The 18,393-nt window shown below is 40.2% G+C and carries 18 protein-coding genes and 2 pseudogenes; 11 read left to right on the top strand and 9 right to left on the bottom strand.

The features are described from left to right. Positions 1-2,256 (bottom strand): hypothetical protein (locus CCY97_RS07575; protein ID WP_146744530.1); only part of this gene is annotated, 2,256 nt, incomplete at its 3' end. A 217-nt stretch (positions 2,257-2,473) separates the two neighbouring features. After that, a complete protein-coding gene (gene truD / locus CCY97_RS07570; RefSeq protein WP_112064864.1) occupies positions 2,474-3,622 on the bottom strand; it encodes a tRNA pseudouridine(13) synthase TruD in 1,149 nt (382 codons plus the stop codon). Positions 3,623-3,739: 117 nt separating this feature from the next. On the opposite strand from truD, the gene CCY97_RS07565 reads away from it, so the two are divergent. From CCY97_RS07565 to CCY97_RS07520, 10 genes are all read left to right on the top strand, one after another. Further along, positions 3,740-5,539, top strand: a complete 1,800-nt coding sequence (locus CCY97_RS07565; RefSeq protein ID WP_112064863.1) for a Na/Pi symporter — start codon at positions 3,740-3,742, stop codon at positions 5,537-5,539. A gap of 42 nt (positions 5,540-5,581) precedes the next feature. After that, positions 5,582-6,325, top strand: coding sequence for a Nif3-like dinuclear metal center hexameric protein (locus CCY97_RS07560; RefSeq protein ID WP_112064862.1), 744 nt, complete (start codon positions 5,582-5,584; stop codon positions 6,323-6,325). Between the two features lie 10 nt (positions 6,326-6,335). Next, the gene (locus CCY97_RS07555) at positions 6,336-7,076 is read left to right on the top strand and encodes a zinc ribbon domain-containing protein (RefSeq protein WP_112064861.1); all 741 of its coding nucleotides are present in this window, start codon (positions 6,336-6,338) and stop codon (positions 7,074-7,076) included. Between the two features lie 118 nt (positions 7,077-7,194). Further along, positions 7,195-7,506 carry a preprotein translocase subunit YajC gene (gene yajC, locus CCY97_RS07550; RefSeq protein WP_112064860.1) on the top strand — a complete coding sequence of 104 codons (312 nt, stop codon included), beginning with the start codon at positions 7,195-7,197 and terminating at the stop codon, positions 7,504-7,506. Between the two features lie 12 nt (positions 7,507-7,518). Beyond that, positions 7,519-9,159, top strand: a complete 1,641-nt coding sequence (secD, locus tag CCY97_RS07545; RefSeq protein ID WP_112064859.1) for a protein translocase subunit SecD — start codon at positions 7,519-7,521, stop codon at positions 9,157-9,159. Further along, positions 9,159-10,130 carry a protein translocase subunit SecF gene (secF, locus tag CCY97_RS07540; protein ID WP_112064858.1) on the top strand — a complete coding sequence of 324 codons (972 nt, stop codon included), beginning with the start codon at positions 9,159-9,161 and terminating at the stop codon, positions 10,128-10,130. The genes secD and secF overlap by 1 nt, the downstream gene beginning before the upstream one ends. 20 nt (positions 10,131-10,150) lie before the next feature. Next, positions 10,151-10,492, top strand: coding sequence for a DUF6394 family protein (locus CCY97_RS07535; RefSeq protein ID WP_112064857.1), 342 nt, complete (start codon positions 10,151-10,153; stop codon positions 10,490-10,492). Between the two features lie 18 nt (positions 10,493-10,510). Then, positions 10,511-11,542: a ribonucleotide-diphosphate reductase subunit beta gene (locus CCY97_RS07530; protein WP_112064865.1), complete on the top strand. Its 1,032-nt coding sequence runs from the start codon at positions 10,511-10,513 to the stop codon at positions 11,540-11,542. After that, positions 11,532-12,263 carry a carbon-nitrogen hydrolase family protein gene (locus CCY97_RS07525; protein WP_112064856.1) on the top strand — a complete coding sequence of 244 codons (732 nt, stop codon included), beginning with the start codon at positions 11,532-11,534 and terminating at the stop codon, positions 12,261-12,263. The genes CCY97_RS07530 and CCY97_RS07525 overlap by 11 nt, the downstream gene beginning before the upstream one ends. 8 nt (positions 12,264-12,271) lie before the next feature. Further along, complete coding sequence (locus CCY97_RS07520) at positions 12,272-12,928, top strand: protein-L-isoaspartate(D-aspartate) O-methyltransferase (RefSeq protein WP_112064855.1); 657 nt, start codon at positions 12,272-12,274, stop codon at positions 12,926-12,928. Between the two features lies 1 nt (position 12,929). On the opposite strand, the gene CCY97_RS07515 is transcribed toward CCY97_RS07520, so the two are convergent. The 6 genes and pseudogenes from CCY97_RS07515 to CCY97_RS07490 form a co-directional block, all read right to left on the bottom strand. Beyond that, positions 12,930-13,460: a YhcH/YjgK/YiaL family protein gene (locus tag CCY97_RS07515; protein ID WP_112064854.1), complete on the bottom strand. Its 531-nt coding sequence runs from the start codon at positions 13,458-13,460 to the stop codon at positions 12,930-12,932. A gap of 21 nt (positions 13,461-13,481) precedes the next feature. Beyond that, positions 13,482-14,171 (bottom strand): orotidine-5'-phosphate decarboxylase, encoded by a 690-nt coding sequence (pyrF, locus tag CCY97_RS07510; RefSeq protein WP_112064853.1) that lies wholly within the window; start codon positions 14,169-14,171, stop codon positions 13,482-13,484. Between the two features lie 159 nt (positions 14,172-14,330). After that, a pseudogene (nusB, locus tag CCY97_RS07505) lies at positions 14,331-14,726 on the bottom strand (transcription antitermination factor NusB); the annotation flags it as partial. 1 nt (position 14,727) lies between these two features. Continuing rightward, complete coding sequence (ribH, locus tag CCY97_RS07500; RefSeq protein WP_112064851.1) at positions 14,728-15,198, bottom strand: 6,7-dimethyl-8-ribityllumazine synthase; 471 nt, start codon at positions 15,196-15,198, stop codon at positions 14,728-14,730. A 10-nt stretch (positions 15,199-15,208) separates the two neighbouring features. Next, positions 15,209-16,051 (bottom strand): 3-deoxy-8-phosphooctulonate synthase, encoded by an 843-nt coding sequence (gene kdsA, locus CCY97_RS07495; RefSeq protein WP_112064850.1) that lies wholly within the window; start codon positions 16,049-16,051, stop codon positions 15,209-15,211. Continuing rightward, on the bottom strand, positions 16,048-16,716 hold the full coding sequence (locus CCY97_RS07490; RefSeq protein WP_112064849.1) for a carbonic anhydrase: 669 nt from the start codon (positions 16,714-16,716) through the stop codon (positions 16,048-16,050). Before CCY97_RS07490 ends, kdsA begins: the two co-directional genes overlap by 4 nt. A gap of 103 nt (positions 16,717-16,819) precedes the next feature. On the opposite strand from CCY97_RS07490, the gene CCY97_RS07485 reads away from it, so the two are divergent. Then, positions 16,820-17,488 (top strand): DedA family protein, encoded by a 669-nt coding sequence (locus CCY97_RS07485; RefSeq protein ID WP_112064848.1) that lies wholly within the window; start codon positions 16,820-16,822, stop codon positions 17,486-17,488. 4 nt (positions 17,489-17,492) lie between these two features. Here CCY97_RS07485 and CCY97_RS08305 read toward each other — a convergent pair. After that, positions 17,493-18,393, bottom strand: a pseudogene (locus CCY97_RS08305) (glycosyltransferase); the annotation flags it as partial.

Below are 18,393 nucleotides of genomic sequence, written 5' to 3'. Positions count from 1 at the left end.
TGCATAACTAGAACTCTGGGACAACAGATCATTTCTTATAGTAGTAGCATTTGCATACAAGTTTGCATTCTTATAACTTCCCAAAGAAGAACTTGCTCTATGATGCAAAAAAGAAAGAGTATTCAATGCATTCCCCATAACAGTATCTAAGAATGTAGCTCTTGCAGTAGCTGTAGCTATAAGTGTTCTGTTCAATGCAGCTGCTGCTGTCTTAGAACCATCTATATTAGCAACAAGACCTCTTAAGAGATCACCTGTTATAGTTACTGCACCATTGCCACCACTTGTTTGTACTTGTGTATGTGCTACTGCTTCTGCTTTCTTACTTCCTTGTATAGCATCTGCTACTTTGGTGATATCTGTATTACCTTCATTGATTGTGAGTTTCTCTAAAGTTATATTGCCATTACCTTCAAATTGGACTGTTTTCAGATTGCCACTGCCATTGTCTTGATTCTCTAACTTCCAATCTTTTATTTTAATTTCACCTTGACCATTATTGGTAATTACTGTTTTGTTGCCTGTTTTTCCTTGGTTATCAATTTCTAAGACACTTGAACCTTTGTTAGTGATATTGCCTTGGAGTGTTCCACCTGCTGCATTCTTTACAACACCATCTATTCGACCATTCTCACCTACTACTATGACTTCTTGGCTGCCGTTATTGTCTGAGCCTAGTTGTCCGTAGTTAGTGATTCCGGCTTGGGTGCCTTTGAGTGTTCCTTGTACATTGATTTGGCCTGTGAGTTTGTAGTTATTTTTACCTTGCTGGCCATTAGCATTTGCTCTGCCCAAAACTATTCCGCTGCCTTTTTCACCTTCTACTTTTGCGTCTTTTGCTATTGTGAGGTTTTGCACTACGGTTTGGTGGTTATTATCACCTCTTGCTTTGCTAATGTTGATTCCATTCTCTCCGCCTTTGATAGTTCCCTTTTCTACTTCAAGATTTTGTATGGTGGTGTTAGTGACACCGGTGCCATTGCCATGGAATCCTATGCCATCTTTTGTGCCTTCAATCGTTCCAGAGTTTTTGAGGTTATCTATGCTTCCACCTTCTATATAGACTCCATATTGTCCACCTGTGATAACACCTGTATTTTCTATGGTGTGATATTTGGTGGTATTGCTGTAATCAATATTTGCAAAGAGAATGCCTGCGGATGTGGCGTGAGCATTATTTGTTATTGTTATTGTCCCTGAGTTTTTAAGATTCTTAATCGTATTGTAATTGTTACCCATTACAGTGATTCCAGAGTTTTTACCTTTGATTATTCCTTTATTATCAAGGTAATCAACCTTTACACCAGTACTAAGAAGAACTGCTGCATGGACGGGATTATGAGAAGTAAAAAAGCCGTGTGTGCTTTGAGTCTCTATGACACCGTTAGTGTCATTTATAAAGGTGGTTATGCTGCTGCTAGTTAATCTTACTGCATTTCCCTTATCTGAGCTTATAGTGCCTTTGTTTGTAAAGCTTTTGATGGTGGCATTATCGAGATTGATACCACTACTCTCAGTGCCATTGTTATAGCTGCCAAGGTTTCCTGTTGATTTTATCGTGCCTTCGTTGGTGAAATTGGTGATGGTTCCAGTAGTGTTGTGATTATTAAGTTTATGAATTTTTATTGCATCTCCAATAGCTGAGATAACCTTCTCATTTTTGAAGTTCTCAATCTTGGCACCTTGCACTCTTATCGCAGCATTCTGGTCTTTTGAATCTATGGTTCCGTTGTTGATAAAGGTTTCTATAACAGTCTGTGTGTTGCCATTTGTGGTGTCTGTAAAGAGATAGAGTGTATCTGCATTATTGCTTGAGCTTATGGTGCCATTGTTTTCAAAAGTGTTGATTGTAGAGCCGCCACGGATTAGTATGTTCCATTTTTTATTGTCTTGTCCGGCGTTTTGAATCGTTCTGTTGAGATTAGCTCCTGCGTCTATGGTGATATTTGGGACGGTGATTTTCTTATTATTGTTTTGATTTCCTATTTCTAGGGTCGGGTTGTTATTGTTGTTGGTTTCACTTTTAATGATAAGCGAGCTGATTCTATTCTCAGCATTAGCTCCAGTACTGACAATGCCATTAGTGAGATTGGTGATTGTGGTAGTGTTGGAATCACCGGCACTACTATGAGCATTCTCATTGCTGCCAGTTACTTGCCAATTAGTGCTGTCTGAGTGATGAGCTACTGCGCTTGAGACACAGAGAGAAAGTGCTGCTATGGTAGAGATAAACTTAGGTGAATATGTTGGTTTCATTATTTCCTCCATTTTGTTTGGTATATCTTAGGCTCTATATCTCTATATATAGAGTGGTTCTGATTGTAGTGAAGTAAAAAAAAAAAAAAAGCAGTTTTTCTCAAAAACACACACAAATATCCAATAATGTGTAAAAAAGAAACAACACAAAAGAATCAAAACAAACCAAAAAACCAAAACACACAAAAGAATCAAAAAGGCCAGTTTGGCGTGGCAATCAATCTGGATTTTTTTCTGACTTGTGCGGGTCAAGTAAGCGGAGGTTAGAGTGTGGCTCATTTTGTAATGCTTCTACAAACACACTTGCATATGAGCTCTTAGGTAGAGTGAAATGCAGATCAAAATGTGCCTCCTCTTGTTTGTAGCTGCATTCGATTCCGCTAGGCCAAATCCAAGCATAGCGTCTGGAGCCAGATTCATGGAATCGAGAATCTAAAAATGGCTCTTCTATCTTATAGGCAATGTCTTTGGCGCAAAAGAGCTTTCTGCCGCTGAGTGCGCCTGCTGGAGCGATCTCTCTGTGCGCAAAGCGCGAGGATTCTTGTGCCAAATCCTCGCATACAAAAGCCCTGCCATATGGATAGTGCAATGCGACATCCCCGCGAAAAAGCTTGAAAAAATGCTCCTGTGCCTTGAGGTCTTTGATCATAGCCAGCTCTAGGCCTAATGCATGAAACTCAGGAATGCGCTGGAGTTCTTGAGCGCTAAAAGATTGGATAATCTTGCTTAGCTCTATGCGCTTGGCAAGCCATAGATTGAAAAGATAGCTTTGCAAACTTGAGCGCAGAAACTGCGAGATTCTTTTATTGCGTACAGTGAGGTAGCTTTCTAGAATCTGTTCGCCCTCTTTGTGGTTGTCCCCATTTGTGCCAAAACGCTGTTTGCCAAAGTAATTTGGCAAACCTTCTTTGTCAATGAGCTTGAGAGCATTGAGGAGCTTTTGTGCGTGGAGTGGCTGGACTTTTTTTAATCTGACAAAAAATGTGTTGCTTGCAAGATGTCCTATGCGGAGCTTGTTTGTATGGGCATTGCTGCTGAGAATCTTGATATTGTGCTCTTCTAGGTGCGTGAGATTGGCACTGAGTTTTGGCTCTGCTTCTTTGGGAATTGAGATGTATTGGTAGGTGGTTGCCCACTTATCTTTCAGACCTGCGTAGCCTATATTTGAGGCTTTTATACCTAAGATTCTTGAGAGGATAGCGATCATGTCAAAAGTACTGAGATTTTTCTTCCTTACAAAGAGATACAAATGCTCACCACTTCCGCTTGCATGATAAAGCGCATTCTCACGCACGACAAAGTCCCTACTGCTTGGGCGGAAAAGAAAAGAAATAGGAGCATGGCTTAGATGGTAGATTCTCTGCATACAAATCCTTGAGATTATGGATATTTGTGTAATTATAGAATCCTCGCTTCGTAGATTCTTGCTATTTAAGTAACTTTCAAATATGCTTGCCGGTCGCATGCAAGATAAGGAGAGGAATTGGCACTTTTGCAAAAAATATGGCTTGCAACATGGCTTCCTGGAATCTGTGTAATAGCTCTCTATTGTATGAGTTTGGATGCATCTTTGAGCGAAATCTTTGCGGGTGTGGCGATATTTCTTTTGGGTATGGATTTTTTAGAAAATGGCTTTAAGGGCTTTAGCGGTGGGCTTTTAGAAAAGATTCTGACCAGATGGACAAATAGCAGACTCAAATCTCTATGCTTTGGGGTTGTAACAACCATCCTCATGCAAAGCTCCACTCTTGTAACAATCATCTCTATTTCTTTTCTTTCAGCAGGATTGATCACTCTCACCCAAGCCATTGGCATAGTCTTTGGCGCAAATCTTGGCACGACTACTGGAGGCTGGATAATCGCTGGGGTGGGTATGAAAATGGATATTGCCAAGTTTGCCATGCCGCTTATTGTGCTGGCAGTTTTGCTTGGTTTCCAAAAAAGCCAAGGCACCAAGTCTTTGGGGAATATCTTTGCAGGTATTGGCTTTTTCTTCCTAGGGATTGCCTATATCAAAAGTGGATTTGAAGGCTATAAGGATGCTTTGGATTTGAGTGCGTATGCAAGTGGGAGCGGGAAGGATCTTTTTATCTTCGTGATGGCTGGAATCGTCATTACTTCTGTTGTGCAATCAAGCTTTGCAACCCTTACAATCATAATATCCGCGCTTTTTGCTGGTAGTATCACTTATGATAATGCACTAGGACTTGTGGTAGGCACAAACATTGGTGGCGTGGTAACGGCACTTGTAGCGAGTGTGAGCGCAAATATAGATGGCAAGAGACTGGCTATTATCAACACGCTTTTTAATCTCATCATTGCATTTATTGCGCTTGTGTTTTTGGAGTATTTCAAGCTTATTGTGGAGGTGATAAGCAGACTTAGCGGAATCAAAGAGAGTGATTATGCGCTAAAAATCGCTGTGTTTCATACGCTGTATAATGCCTTAGCGGTATTGCTCATGGCACCTTATATACAGGTCTTTGTCTCAATAGCCTTGAGGTTTATCAAAAGCAAGGTATCTGCTGATATGGATGCACCGATATATCTCAATGACACTATTGTCTCCTACCCAACCACAGCACTCCAAGCACTCACAAATGAGATAAAACATCTCTATGATAATGTCTTTAGCGTGATCGCTCACTCTATTGGACTCTCACGATCTAGCATTTGCGCAGGACTTGATACAAAAGACTTGCTCAAGGAGAAGTGGTATGCCAGTGGCACAAATATCAATGATGCCTACTATCACAAAGTGAAAGTTCTTTTTGATGCGATTATCGACTTTGTAACAAAGGCTCAGAGCAATGCGCATGATGAAGAGTTTATCAAGCTTAGCAATGAGGCAAGTGTAGCTGCGCGTAATCTCTCTGAAGCAACCAAGAATATGATGCTTTTAGAAAAAAATCTCAAGAAATACGCCACAGGCTCAAATAAAGACATGGCAGATGAATACAACTTGCTACGGGTTGAGATTGTTAAAATCCTAAGCACCATAGAATCTCTGAAGTTTCTTGAAAATCCAAGCTATGAGGAGATAGAAAGCATTCTCAAACAAGAGCGCAAAAACCTCACAAAACTTGACAAGAATGCGATTGCAAAAGTCGAGAAACATTTGAGACAAAAAACCCTAAGCGCTACGAATGCGACTTCGCTGCTCAATGATATAGCGTTTGCTAGTAGTATGGGCAAAAAACTCTTGAAAGCTGTGGCAAAAATCTACCAGCTTTCATTTGACAGACATAATCTTGCCGCTACACAAGGGGAGCAAAAACATTGAGTATAGTAGCTATGCAAAGTAATAAGTTATAAAGGAAATCTTATGGATACAATCCAACATCTCTATAATCTCTGTGATTTCAACTCGCCTTTTAACACACAAGAATCTTGGGACAACTCGGGTTTAAATATTGGCAGCTATACACAAGACTTTGAGCAAATCTATCTCGCGCTTGAGCTTAACTGGCAGATTGCTCATACTATGAGTCCAAATAGCGTGATTCTTACGCACCACCCATTGTTTTTTAAAAGTATCAAAAATTTTGATTTCACATCCTATCCGGCCAATCTTGCAAGTATTCTCATAGCGAAAAAATGCGCTCTTATAGCGATGCATACGAACTTTGATAAAAGTCATTTGAATGAGTTTTTTACGCAGAAGATTTTGGGATTTGAAGACTTCAAGCAAGATGGTCTTATGTGCTGGGGTGAGATTGCAAGCAGACCTTTAGAATCTCTGGTACTAGAACTCAAAGCTAAACTCAAGCTCAAATACCTACGTATGAGCCAAACAAGCGAGCAAGTCTCAAAAATATTTGTGATTTGTGGAAGTGGGTTTAGCCAGATTGCTACTATCGCCAAAATCGCACCAAACGATGGGCTGCTTATCAGTGGCGATCTTAAATACCATGATGCAATGATTGCCAAGACTTTGGGGCTAAATCTGCTTGAGATTCCGCATTATGAAAGCGAGAAATATTTCACCCAGATTTTTGATTCGATTTTGAAAAATGCGGGTTGTCAAGCTATAATTGCCGATTCCAAAAATCCAATCACCTATTTATAAAAGGAAGTTTATGAACAAACATCTTCAGGTCCTTGTAGAACTCTCAAAAATTGACAAACAAATCGACTCATTTAATCCAAAAATAGCTCTTGTGCGCAAAGAATTAGATTCTAAAATCGCAGAGAAAAATGCGACCCTGCAAAACATCCAAAATCTCCAAAAACAAATTGACACATTGCAACTCCAGGTAAATGAAAGCGAGCGCGTTATAGGCGAGAATTCTAAACGTTTAGAGGAGATTGCTAAAAAAAATCAAGAAGTGCGCACAGAAAAAGAATTGCGCGCACTCAACATAGAAGAGGATATTGCAAAAGAGAATCTCAATGTAGCCAATGAAGAGATTGTAACCCTACAAAATAGGCAGAAAGAAAAGCTTGCGGAAGCACAAAAACTGCAAGCAACCATAGAGGAAATAGAAAAAGGCATAGAAGAAGCAGAAAAGAGTGTGCAGGCAGAAATGCAGCTTATCAATAAAGAACAAGAAAAGCTTTCTGAGCAAAGAAGAAATGTCGTAGGCAAGGCAGATTCTAAAACAATTTCATTTTATGAGAAGATTCGTCGTTGGGCAAAGAATACAAGTGTCGTACCTGTGTTTAAACAAGCTTGTGGGGGATGTTTTATACGCTTAAGCGATAAAACTTATAGTGAAGTGCTCTCCAGCAATGATATTGTAACTTGTCCGCATTGTGGAAGGATTTTATTTCCATCAGATAGGCAAACATACAAAGAATGTTTAGAAACTAGCCTATAGATTCCATTTTTGACATTCGGCTTGCAAATAAACTGTCGGTAGCAATTTTTGTCCTGAATATACCTAAGTACAGGACTTTGGCTTTAATCGTACATTCATCTTTTATTAAGGATTTTTTATGGAAACAACGCAACCAGTAGCCCAAGGTGGTATCCAAGAGATACTTGTAAGTTTAGCTCCTATACTCTTTTTTATAGCTCTTATTTATTTGCTTATCGTACGCCCGCAAAACTCCCGCCGCAAGAAACACCAAGAGATGATTGCTAATCTTAAAAAAGGCGATAAGATTATCACTACTGGCGGACTTATTGTAGAGGTGGTAAAACCTGAGGAAAATTTTTTTAGCGTAAAGCTCAATGATGACACAATAGTCAGACTTTCAAAAGACTTCGTGGCCTATAAGCTTGATGAGGAAAACGAAAAAAAATAGCTGTATGCAAGCATGAAACAAGGTATAACCTATCGACTTTGGCTGTTGTTCATCGCAGCTATTCTTGGCATCACTCTTGCTCTGCCTTCTGTTTTTCAGACAGAATCTGGACCAAAAATCACTCTAGGGTTAGATTTACAAGGTGGCTTAAATCTTTTGCTGGGAGTGAGGGTTGAAGAGGCCTTGCAGGCAAGGATATCATCGCTAGCTTCAAGCATCAATTACGAAGCCCATCACAAGAAGTTGCTTGTAGATTCTGTGAAAATCGCACAAAACAGCGTTTATTTTGAACTCTTTGATCCACAACAAAGCAATGAAGTCAAAAAAATGCTTGCGAAATTTAACAACATCGTTATAACACAGCAAGACAATGTCTATTCTTTGAGTTTCACTCCAGAAGAAATCATCCAAATCCAAGAAGATGCTATCAACCAAGCTATCAATACAATTCGGAATCGACTAAATATTTTTGGTTTAAGCGAGACTAGCGTCACAAGGCAAGGCAGACAAAATATCCTTGTGGAAGTCCCGGGCAAAAATACGCCAGAAGAAGAGGAGCGTCTGCGCAATCTTATTTCAAAGCCTGCTCACTTGCAATTTATGGCAGTTGATGAAGAGCGTAATGGACGGGTGGCATTTATGAGTGATGATGAAGCAAATAGTTACAATGACATCATTCTTCCTTTCGCACAAAGCGAACAAGAAAAAGCAATGGGAATACCTGAAAAAAAGCTGTTGCTTAAAAAAATCCCAGTGCTTGATGGTGCATCTGTAACAAATGCTATGCCCACAAAGGATCAGAATAATCGGTATGTGGTCAGTTTCAATCTTGATTCTGATGGGGCGCGAAAATTTGGGAACTTCACAGGCGCAAACATAGGCAACCACCTTGCAATCGTGCTTGATAACAAAGTCTATTCTGCTCCCACAATCCAAGCAAGGCTTACTGATAGTGGGCAAATCACTGGTGATTTTGATAGACATTCTGCAGCGGATCTGGCGGTGATTCTTAAAAGTGGCGCCCTGCCTGCTTCTATGGAGATCCTAGAAAAGCGAAGTGTAGGACCAAGCTTAGGTGAAGATAGCATACAGGCTTCTATGGTGGCACTTTTGAGTGGATTCTTGCTTGTGCTTGCGTTTATGGTGTTTTATTACAACTTCGCTGGGGTTATCGCAGTGTGTGCACTTTTGATAAATATTACGCTCATTATCGCTGTTATGGCGCTTTTCAAAGCCACGCTTACACTACCTGGAATGGCTGGAATAGTACTAACAGTAGGTATGGCAGTGGATGCAAATATAATCATCAATGAACGTATCAGAGAGTTCTTGCGTGCAGGAAATAGCATCGCAAAATCTATCGAGCTAGGCTATGCAAATGCTTCACGTGCTATCTTTGATTCGAATGCTACGACTTTACTTGTAGCCATTTTGCTCTATGCGAATGGCACGGGTGCAATCAAGGGCTTTGCCATCACAATGAGTTTAGGAATCATAGCTTCTGTTTTGACAGCAATCATCGGCACACAAGGGATCTATCAGGCACTTTTACCAAAAATGGGCAAAACACGACGCTTAAGATTTTGGTTTGGTCTTAATCCCCAAACTTTAGAATCTAGCAGCAAAATCACTGCATATAAGGGTACAAAATAATGGAGCTGTTCAAAACAACCAGGGTTTATGATTTTGTGAGATATAGCTCATATGGCTTGATAGTCTCAATGCTTGTCTGCGCTATGAGCATAGCTCTTATCCTTATCAAGGATTTTAAGCTGGGTATTGATTTTGCAGGTGGGAATATTGTGCAGATTCAATACACCAATGTAGCCCCAATCTCTCAAATCCGTGAGATTCTCTCCCAAAGGCAAGATTTTGGCGGCTTCCAAGTAAGCGAGTTTGGGCAGCCAAATGAGGTGCTTCTAAAACTTCCTCTCCTTGATGAAGCAAACCAAAACAATCTTTCAAAGCTTATACTTGAGGCTTTAGCCCCTAGTGGAGAGTTTGAAATTCGTAGGACAAATTCTATTGGCGCAAAGGTCGGGGATGAGTTCAAGAAAAAAGGCATTATTTCCATTGTATTAGCACTTTTAGCGATGATGGCTTATATCTCATTTCGCTATGAGTGGAGATTCTCCCTTGCTGGGATCGTAGCACTTGCTCATGATGTGGTTATTGTCTCTGGGGTTGTCATCATTACGGACATAGATTTTAGCTTGGAGGTATTGGCTGCATTGCTGACATTGATAGGCTATTCTATTAATAGCACGATTATTATCTTTGATAGAATCCGAGAGCAAATGCTTCTGTACCGCGCTAAAGATATGCGTTTTGTGATCAACGAAGCGGTTTCTTGTACTCTTTCGCGCACATTGCTTACTTCATTTACAGTTTTTTTGGTTGTTTTGACTTTGTTTTTGTTTGGTGGAGAGATTATCCGAGGATTTTCTTTGCCTATGTTAGTAGGAGTGGTAATAGCGGCATACAGCTCGATGTTTGTAGCACCAAAACTTGCTATTGTCTTTGGTTTCAACCTCGATGAGTACTACAAAAAAGAAGCGCAAAAGCGCAAAAAGGCTGAAGAAAAAAGACTTTTGCGCAAAATGTATGAAGGCGGAGTTGTTTAAATTTAAGACTAGGGATAATCATGAATTGGGGCAGGGTATTTTTCGTTTTCTTTAGTGTATTAAGCCTAACATTGAGTGTGGTTTTTTTATACGAAGAGAATCTCATTATTTTATTTTTAGCAGGGTCAGTAAATTTTTTATGTCTTACTTTGCGTATAGGTGTGAAGCGTTCGTTTTCAGAAGAGATTTTGGCTACCTTGTTGGTAGCTATTATGCATTTGGTAATCGCATTTATTGTTTTGCAAGTTTTTGGGAATTCTCACCTTGCATATGCGTTTAGTATTGGCGCGGTTGTGGCTGATGCATTTTGTTTGTTGTTGTTGGTAATTGAGAGTATTAAAGATTCTCAAGAGGAGATTTAAATGCAAGAAAATAGCGGGATGTTAGAAATCCACAGGAAAAGGATTTATAACCCAGAGAGTAATGAGAGTGTAACTGATCGCAAAATCTTTGGGGGAAATCCTACGAGTATGTTTGATCTCAATAAGATTAAATACCAATGGGCTTATGACTTGTGGAAAACTATGCTTGCAAATACTTGGTTTCCAGAAGAAGTGAATATGAATGCTGATGCCAGAGACTATAACGGCGGATTAACACACCAAGAAAAGCAAGGCTATGATAGGGCATTGGCGCAGCTTATTTTTATGGATTCACTGCAAACAAACAATCTTATGGATAATATCAATCCTTATATGACCAGTCCTGAGATTAATCTCGTGCTTGTTCGTCAAGCTTATGAGGAAGCTTTGCATTCACAAAGTTATGCAGTGATGGTGGAATCTATCTCAGTAAATACTGATGAGATCTATAACATGTGGCGCGTAGATATGCAATTACGACACAAAAATGACTATATTGCTAAGGTGTATGAAGAGCTGGCACTCCGACCCACAGAGCATAATCTCGTCAAGGCGATGTTTGCAAATCAGATTTTAGAAGGTATCTACTTTTATAGTGGATTTTGCTATTTCTATACTCTAGCTCGTAGTGGCAAGATGCTAGGAAGCGCGCAAATGATACGCTTTATCCAACGCGATGAAGTTACACATCTTTGGCTATTCCAAAGCATGATAAATTCTGTGCGCAAAGACAGGCCAGAGCTTTTTACAAAGGCCTTAGAAGAAGAGGTGATTGAGCTATTTAGAAAAGCTGTGGAGATAGAATCTGCATGGGGGGAATATATCACGCAAGGACAGATTCTAGGTCTTACAAGTGAAATCATCACGCAATACATACAATATCTTGCAGACGATCGCCTAAGCAAGGTGCGCTTGCCTAAACTCTACAATGTCAGTCACCCCATAAAATGGGTAGATACCTTTGCAAGCTTTAATGAACAAAGGACCAACTTTTTTGAAGCCAAGGTTACAAACTACGCAAAAGGGAGCATTGATTTTGATGATTTCTAAGAAGCTTTATTCGTTGCAAGTAAAAATTGGACTTGATTTTGAATCCAATCTCAAGAAAGTTTGTGCATTAATAGAGCAATGCCAAGAAGATTCTATTATTTGCACACCTGAAGTTGTTTTCAGCGGATTTGCTTACCAAAAAATGCAAGAAGCTGCAGAATTTTCTAAAGTCGCTACACAAACCCTGCTTGATCTGAGTGCATCACGCACTATTGTGACCACGATGGTAGAAGAGAGACGCAAGCATTTCTTTAATAATCTCAAGGTTTTCCACAAAGGCGAAGTGATACACACCCAAGCAAAACTCAAACTTTTCACATTAGGGGATGAGCATTTGCATTTTCAAGCGGGCAGAGAAGAAAATATCTCTCCTTTTTATATCGATTCTATTAAGTGTGCAGGGATTAATTGCTTTGAATTGCGCTTTCTTGATCTGTGGAAAAAGGCGCAAGGCGCTGAGATAATATTCGTGCCAGCGATTTGGGGTAAAGCACGTAAAGAGCAATTTGAATCATTGTGTAAAGCCTTGGCAATTATGAATCAAGCCTTTGTCATAGCAAGCGATGGAGCAAATGACACTATGGCAAAAGGAAGTGCTATCATCACGCCGCAAGGCATCGTATATAAGAATGACAAAAAAGAGCTCATCTCTGCGCTTGTGGATTTGAGTGAAACTACCAAAATGAGAAAATACATACAAACAGGTATAGAACTCCATTAGGGTGCTCTATGTCCTATCTCACTGCAAGAATGGTCGAACAGATTCAAAAGCATGTATTACTCTCCCCGAAAGTTAAAAAGGCATTAGAACTCGTTGATAGAGCAGATTTTGTCCCGGATAATTGGAAGCAGAATGCCTACAGCTTAGATGCTCTGCCTATGAGTAATTCCCAATGGATTAGCTCGCCCCTGACTGTAGCTATCATGACAGAGGCGCTTTTAAATGAAGGTGGGGAGAATGTATTAGAACTTGGCTGTGGAAGCGGCTATCAGGCTATGGTGCTCTCACATCTCTTCCATCGTGTCTTTACGATAGAGCGCATTGAAAAGCTTCTTATCGAAGCAAAGCGTAGATTCCATAGACTAAATGCCCATAACATATTCACAAAGCTAGCCGATGGACAAGAAGGATGGACAGAATTTGCGCCTTTTGATGCGATTATCTTTAGCGCTTGTGCTAAGAGTATTCCTTCAAATTTAATACAGCAGTTAAAGCCTAATGGTGTCCTGCTCGCACCAATGGTTGTCAAAGAGAGTACACAAGCCATTTGTCGCTTTATCAAAATCGGCGAACAACTCAGCAAACCTGTGGTAGTAACAGAATGCTCTTTTGTGAATGTATATGATGGGATTGTAAGAGGGGCAAATCTCTCGCATATTTTTTAGCCTAGATAGTATTTAAGAGCTCTAATGGCACTTTTAAAACACTCTTTTTGGGTGGAGTGAGCTTAGATTCTAAAGAATCTATCCCACCTGCATGCACATCATCGGGAAAAAATATCCCCAAAACCCCGGATAAAAAAAAGAATCTGTGCAAAGCTGTAAGCTGTTGAGAGTGTAATGGATTCTTATACACAATCAAATCCTTACTTTCATCATACTCTTGCAATATTTCAAACTCCTTCTTGTACCCGACAAATATATATTCATTCCCTTGCACGCAAAGTTGGAAATCCACGAATTTTTTATGCGATTCAAAAAATCCTTCCTCTTGACTTTTGAGTGGATAGGTTTGCTCTATTGCGACAATCCCATCTCCTAGTTCATAGCGCACTTCTTTTTTATCCTCCAGCGCAAGAATGCGATTTCTTACTACACCAGATGAAAGACACTCAGTCAAATACTGGTAGGCTCTATCAAGCTGTTTTTGCTGTTTAAAAAATCTTTGGAATTGTGTCAAATGCCCAACTAATGCCATGCTCCCCTCCTTAAAGCATACTCACTCAAGATTTTTGAGAATCTTCCCTACCACTGCACTTGGATTCTTGTCTTTATAGATTGGTCGTCCGATGACAATAAAATCGCTACCTGCTGCTTTGGCTTCTGTGAGGTTACTCACACGCTTTTGGTCATCACTGCCTTCGCCAAAGGGACGAATGCCAGGTGTGAGAACAAGAAAGCCTTTGCGTGTAGAAGACTTGATATTTTGCACTTCAAAGCAAGAGCATACAACACCATCCATTCCGCTTTCATCAGCAAGCATGGCCATCTTACGAGCATGGCTAGCGAGATTTGCATTATAAATCTGCCCAAAGCCCTCTGTATCAAAGCTTGTAAGCGCTGTAACTGCCATAAGCAGTGGAGGATTAGGAATAGATTTAGCATATTTGCTTAAAAGCTTCATAGCCTCACTTCCGCTACTTGCATGGATTGTCAGCATATCAATATGCAGCTTTGCAATCTCAGAGAATGCATCAAGCATGGTATTGGGGATATCATAAAGCTTGAGGTCTAGAAATATTTTAAATTCTCCTATTTTGCGGATTTCTTCAATCAGTGTGATTCCATCGCGCACAAATGCTCTCAGTCCGATCTTTAGCCAAATGCATTGTTCATACTCTTTTAGCCTGGCCACAAGAGTGAGAATCTCTTGCTTGGATTCTAAATCAAGCGCTACACAAAGCTTCATATGCACTCCTTAAGAACTCTTTGGTTTAGGCTTTCTTTGTGGCCTTCTTACTCTTGGTGGCTTTGCTTGGTATTTCTTGAGAGACTGATTGAGCTTGATGCTCTGCTGTTTGGGCAAGGCTTCAAGCTCTTTGAGATATTCTTGTAAATCCTTATCTTTCACACTCCTTTGTACAGAATCTAGCACGCCGTTTATCAGCTTTGGCGCGCTTTCATCAGCATAGGACTTGCTAAATTCAATCGCTTCATTTATCGCGACGGCTGCATCAGTGTCTTCAAAACAGATTTCATAAACACCAAGTCGTAATATCGCAAGCTCTATTTTTCCGAGCCTATGGATATCCCACTCTTTCAAATGCGCGCTGATAATACTATCAAGGGCATTTTTTTGCTCCATAACGCCATGCAAGAGTGTAAGCGCAAATTCTTGCTGTTTGTGGCGGATTCTCCTTTCTTCAAGCATCTCTTTTGCTGAATCTATGGCATTTTCATTGCCCACATCATAGGAATACAAGATACTGATCACCATAGCACGTGCTTGCGTACGTGTCGCCAAACTACACTCCTAGATTCTGGTAGAGATTGATAAGCTCAATAAGCCCGCTCATACTCTCAAAGCCTTTGTTGCCAGATTTTGTGCCTGCGCGTTCGATCGCTTGCTCTATCGTGTCGGTTGTCAGCACGCCGAAGGTCACTGCCGCGCCATATTTGATCGTAACATTTGCAATGCCTTTGATTGCCTCAGCAGAGACATAATCAAAATGGGGCGTGGAGCCACGTATGATGGCGCCAAGACAGCAGATTCCATCATAATCACTTTGTGAGAGAATCTTTTGTAGCGCAAATGGGATTTCATAAGCGCCTGGCACCAAGATAAGATCAAGCAAGTCCTCATTCCCACCATGGCGTAAAAAACAATCCCTCGCCCCCTCTGTCAGTCTATTAGTCACAAGCTCATTGAAACGCGAAGTGATAATAGCCACTTTCTCATCGCCACGAAGTTGCAACTTCCCTTCAATAATATTCATACACTCTCCTTTATTTCAAATATGGAATCTCTTGTGTGCTTTGCAGATCCACAAGCAATTCTCTCAGTCGTAACAAATCATCCACAAGCCCAAAAAGCTTAGGCGTTGGCACCATATTGGGTCCATCACTGAGAGCATTTTGGGGATCTAGATGCGTCTCAGCAAAGAATCCATCAATGCCAATACTTGCTGCCGCTCTGGCCAGATACGGGACAAAAGAGCTGTCTCCCCCGCTCTTTCCTCCCGCACTACCTGGCATTTGCACGCTATGAGTTGCATCAAAAATCACAGGTGCAAAGCCACGCATAATCACAAGCGATCTCATATCCACCACAAGATTCCCATACCCAAAACTATTGCCTCGCTCTGTGAGCCAGATTCCATATTTTTCACTCTCTGTGAAACTTGCTTGGTTGCCACCGCGTGTTTTGACTGCCTTTAGCACAATATGCTTCATATCAGCGGGATTCATAAACTGTCCCTTTTTGATATTGATGATCCTATCGGTTTTTGCGACTTCAATGAGCAAATCCGTCTGGCGACAAAGAAATGCAGGTATTTGTATCACATCAGCTACTTTGGCAATCGCTTGGGCTTGAAAGCTTTCGTGGATATCGGTGATAATTTTGTATCCAAACTCGCGTTTGATCTGGGCTAAAAGCTCTAAGCCTTTTTGTAATCCCGGCCCTCGATAGGAATCCAAACTCGTGCGGTTTGCTTTATCAAAACTCGCTTTGAAATAAAAATCGATTTTTTCATTCTGTGCGATTGGCTGCAGTGCTTTGGCAGTCGCACTGAGATTTTCATAGCTTTCGATGACACAAGGCCCGCTCATAAGGATCATTTTTTTCATTGCTCTTTCTCCTTTTTGTGGTTTTGATGCAAGATTGGCTTAAATTCGCGCTTGTTCATATTGTAATTGAGAATCTCCCCAGTCTCTATGATGTAATACCAGCCATAGATACTAAGCTCTCCTTGCTTAAAACGCTCCTTGACAAATGGATAGGTCAGCAAATTTTCAAGCTGCTGTTCGATATTGATTTGTTCTGTGAGCCACATGCGCTTTGATTTGCTCGCGGGCTTCAGAGCCAAGACCTTTTGCTTTACAGGCTCAAGGAGCTCTATCCATTTTTTGACATAAGGTGCATTCTCTAATGATTGCGGCGGGTCATAAATCGCTGAGCAAGCACCGCAATTACTATGGCCACAGACAATCACATTTTTCACATTCAAAATGACAAGAGCGTATTCGATTGCTGCTGTGGTAGCAAGATAGCCTTTGCGTAATGTATTGGATTTGGATTCTGTGTAGGGTGGGATGATATTGCCGATATTGCGCACGACAAATAAATCCCCCGGATCAGAACTCGTCATAAGATTTGGGACGACGCGAGAATCTGCGCAAGTGATAAATAATGTATGTGGATTTTGCTTTTTTTTGAGACTTTCATAGAGTTCTTGGTGTGAAGTAAAATCTTCTTCTTTGAATCGAATCGCTCCATCAAATAATTCTTTCATCTGTATGTGTGTTCCTTAAGCCTCATCATCTGCAAAGCAGCGATTATAACAAAAGCAGTATAATGCCAGCTTTGCTCAAAAATCAAGGTTATAGAGAGAGGCGATGTTTGGCGAGATAGTTGATTTTATTGTGGGGTTTGTTGGCACAACAGGATATTTTGGGATCTTTTTTATGATGTTTTTAGAATCAAGCTTCGTGCCTTTTCCTTCAGAAGTGGTGATGATCCCAGCAGGATACTTGGCATATAAAGGCCAGATGGATATGACACTTGCCATAATCTGTGGGATACTTGGATCTTTAGCAGGTGCGTTGTTTAATTATTACCTGGCTATAAAATTTGGCAGAGAGTTTCTTGTGCGCTATGGAAAATATTTTTTCTTTAGTGAATCAAGTATGCAAAAGATGGAAAACTACTTCAAAAAACATGGAGAGATTAGCACTTTTGTAGGGCGACTGATTATGGGTGTGCGCCAATACATCTCGCTCCCTGCGGGATTAGCAAAAATGAATCTCTTAAAATTTAGCATTTATACAAGTCTTGGTGCAGGGATTTGGGTAATCATCCTGGCTATTTTAGGCTACTACATAGGCGATGTGTTTTCTGCATTTAGCACAGAAGATATCGTGCATGCTTTCACTTCAAAAGAACCAACGCAAGAGCAAAGCACTATCAAAACATACACCAAAAAAGCAGGGCTCTACACGCTTGCTTTTGTGCTTATAGTAAGCATTGGCTATATTCTTTGGCAAAAATTCAAGACTAAGAAATAAAGGCTTATTTTCTAATCCTTGAGAGCTGCAAGATTTTCTTAACAAATCTTTTTGTTATACCCACGCATTTATGTCTGTATCCATTGAGTATCAAAAGCCTTACTAACAATGGATGCAATACATTAAAAGCAAACACTCTGTGCTTAGTTTTAATGCTTCTGGGATCTAAAAGAGGCAAAAGCTCTGTGAAATGCTTTTGATATCCTAATGGATCTTTTGTGAATGTAAAAATGCCCATCCCACGACTTATAAGAACATCCGAAAGATTTGTTTTGAGTATTTGTTGGTTGTTTGATTTATCAAGAAACCTAGCTACAAAAAGTGAGTTTAAAAACAGACTGCTTGCAGAGTTATAGGCCTTGAATGTTTGAAAATCACCGCCAAATTCTTTGTAAAGGTTTTGTAAGTATGGAGGTATATCATGCTGGGTGGAATTTGTGATGCTATTTTCGCGGATTCTGTAGTAATACACAGAAGCAGAAAGTCTATAAATATAACTACTCTGGCCAAAAAGCATAATACCAAAGCTCTCATCTTCATAAATCACGCCTGCTAAAAAGTAAAGTCCAATCTCTTGTAGAAAATGAAAGTCAATCATGCCTAACCAAGCAAACCAAAACCATTTGGTTTTTTGTGCCCAATATCTGGATGTAAAAATACCTGTTCCATATATTTTTGTATAAGAATCGTCTTCTATAAATCTGCTGCCAATAATTTTATAGAAATCAAACCACACAATTTCTGCTTGCTTGCCTTGAGCTTTAGAATCTGCAAAGGCTTTGAGACATAATTCCACGCAATCTTCCCTCCAATAATCATCTGAATCCAAAAAAATAATGTAATCAATTTCTGGAGGAGCAGAGTGCTTGTCTTGTAAAGATTCTGAATACAAAGAGGTTTGGTTA

The organism is Helicobacter sp. 10-6591 (genome assembly GCF_003288805.1).
In the GTDB taxonomy this organism is placed as follows: Bacteria; Campylobacterota; Campylobacteria; order Campylobacterales; family Helicobacteraceae; genus Helicobacter_F.
Note: the sequence above shows the minus strand (reverse complement) of the source record. Positions and strands in the feature narration are given on the sequence as shown.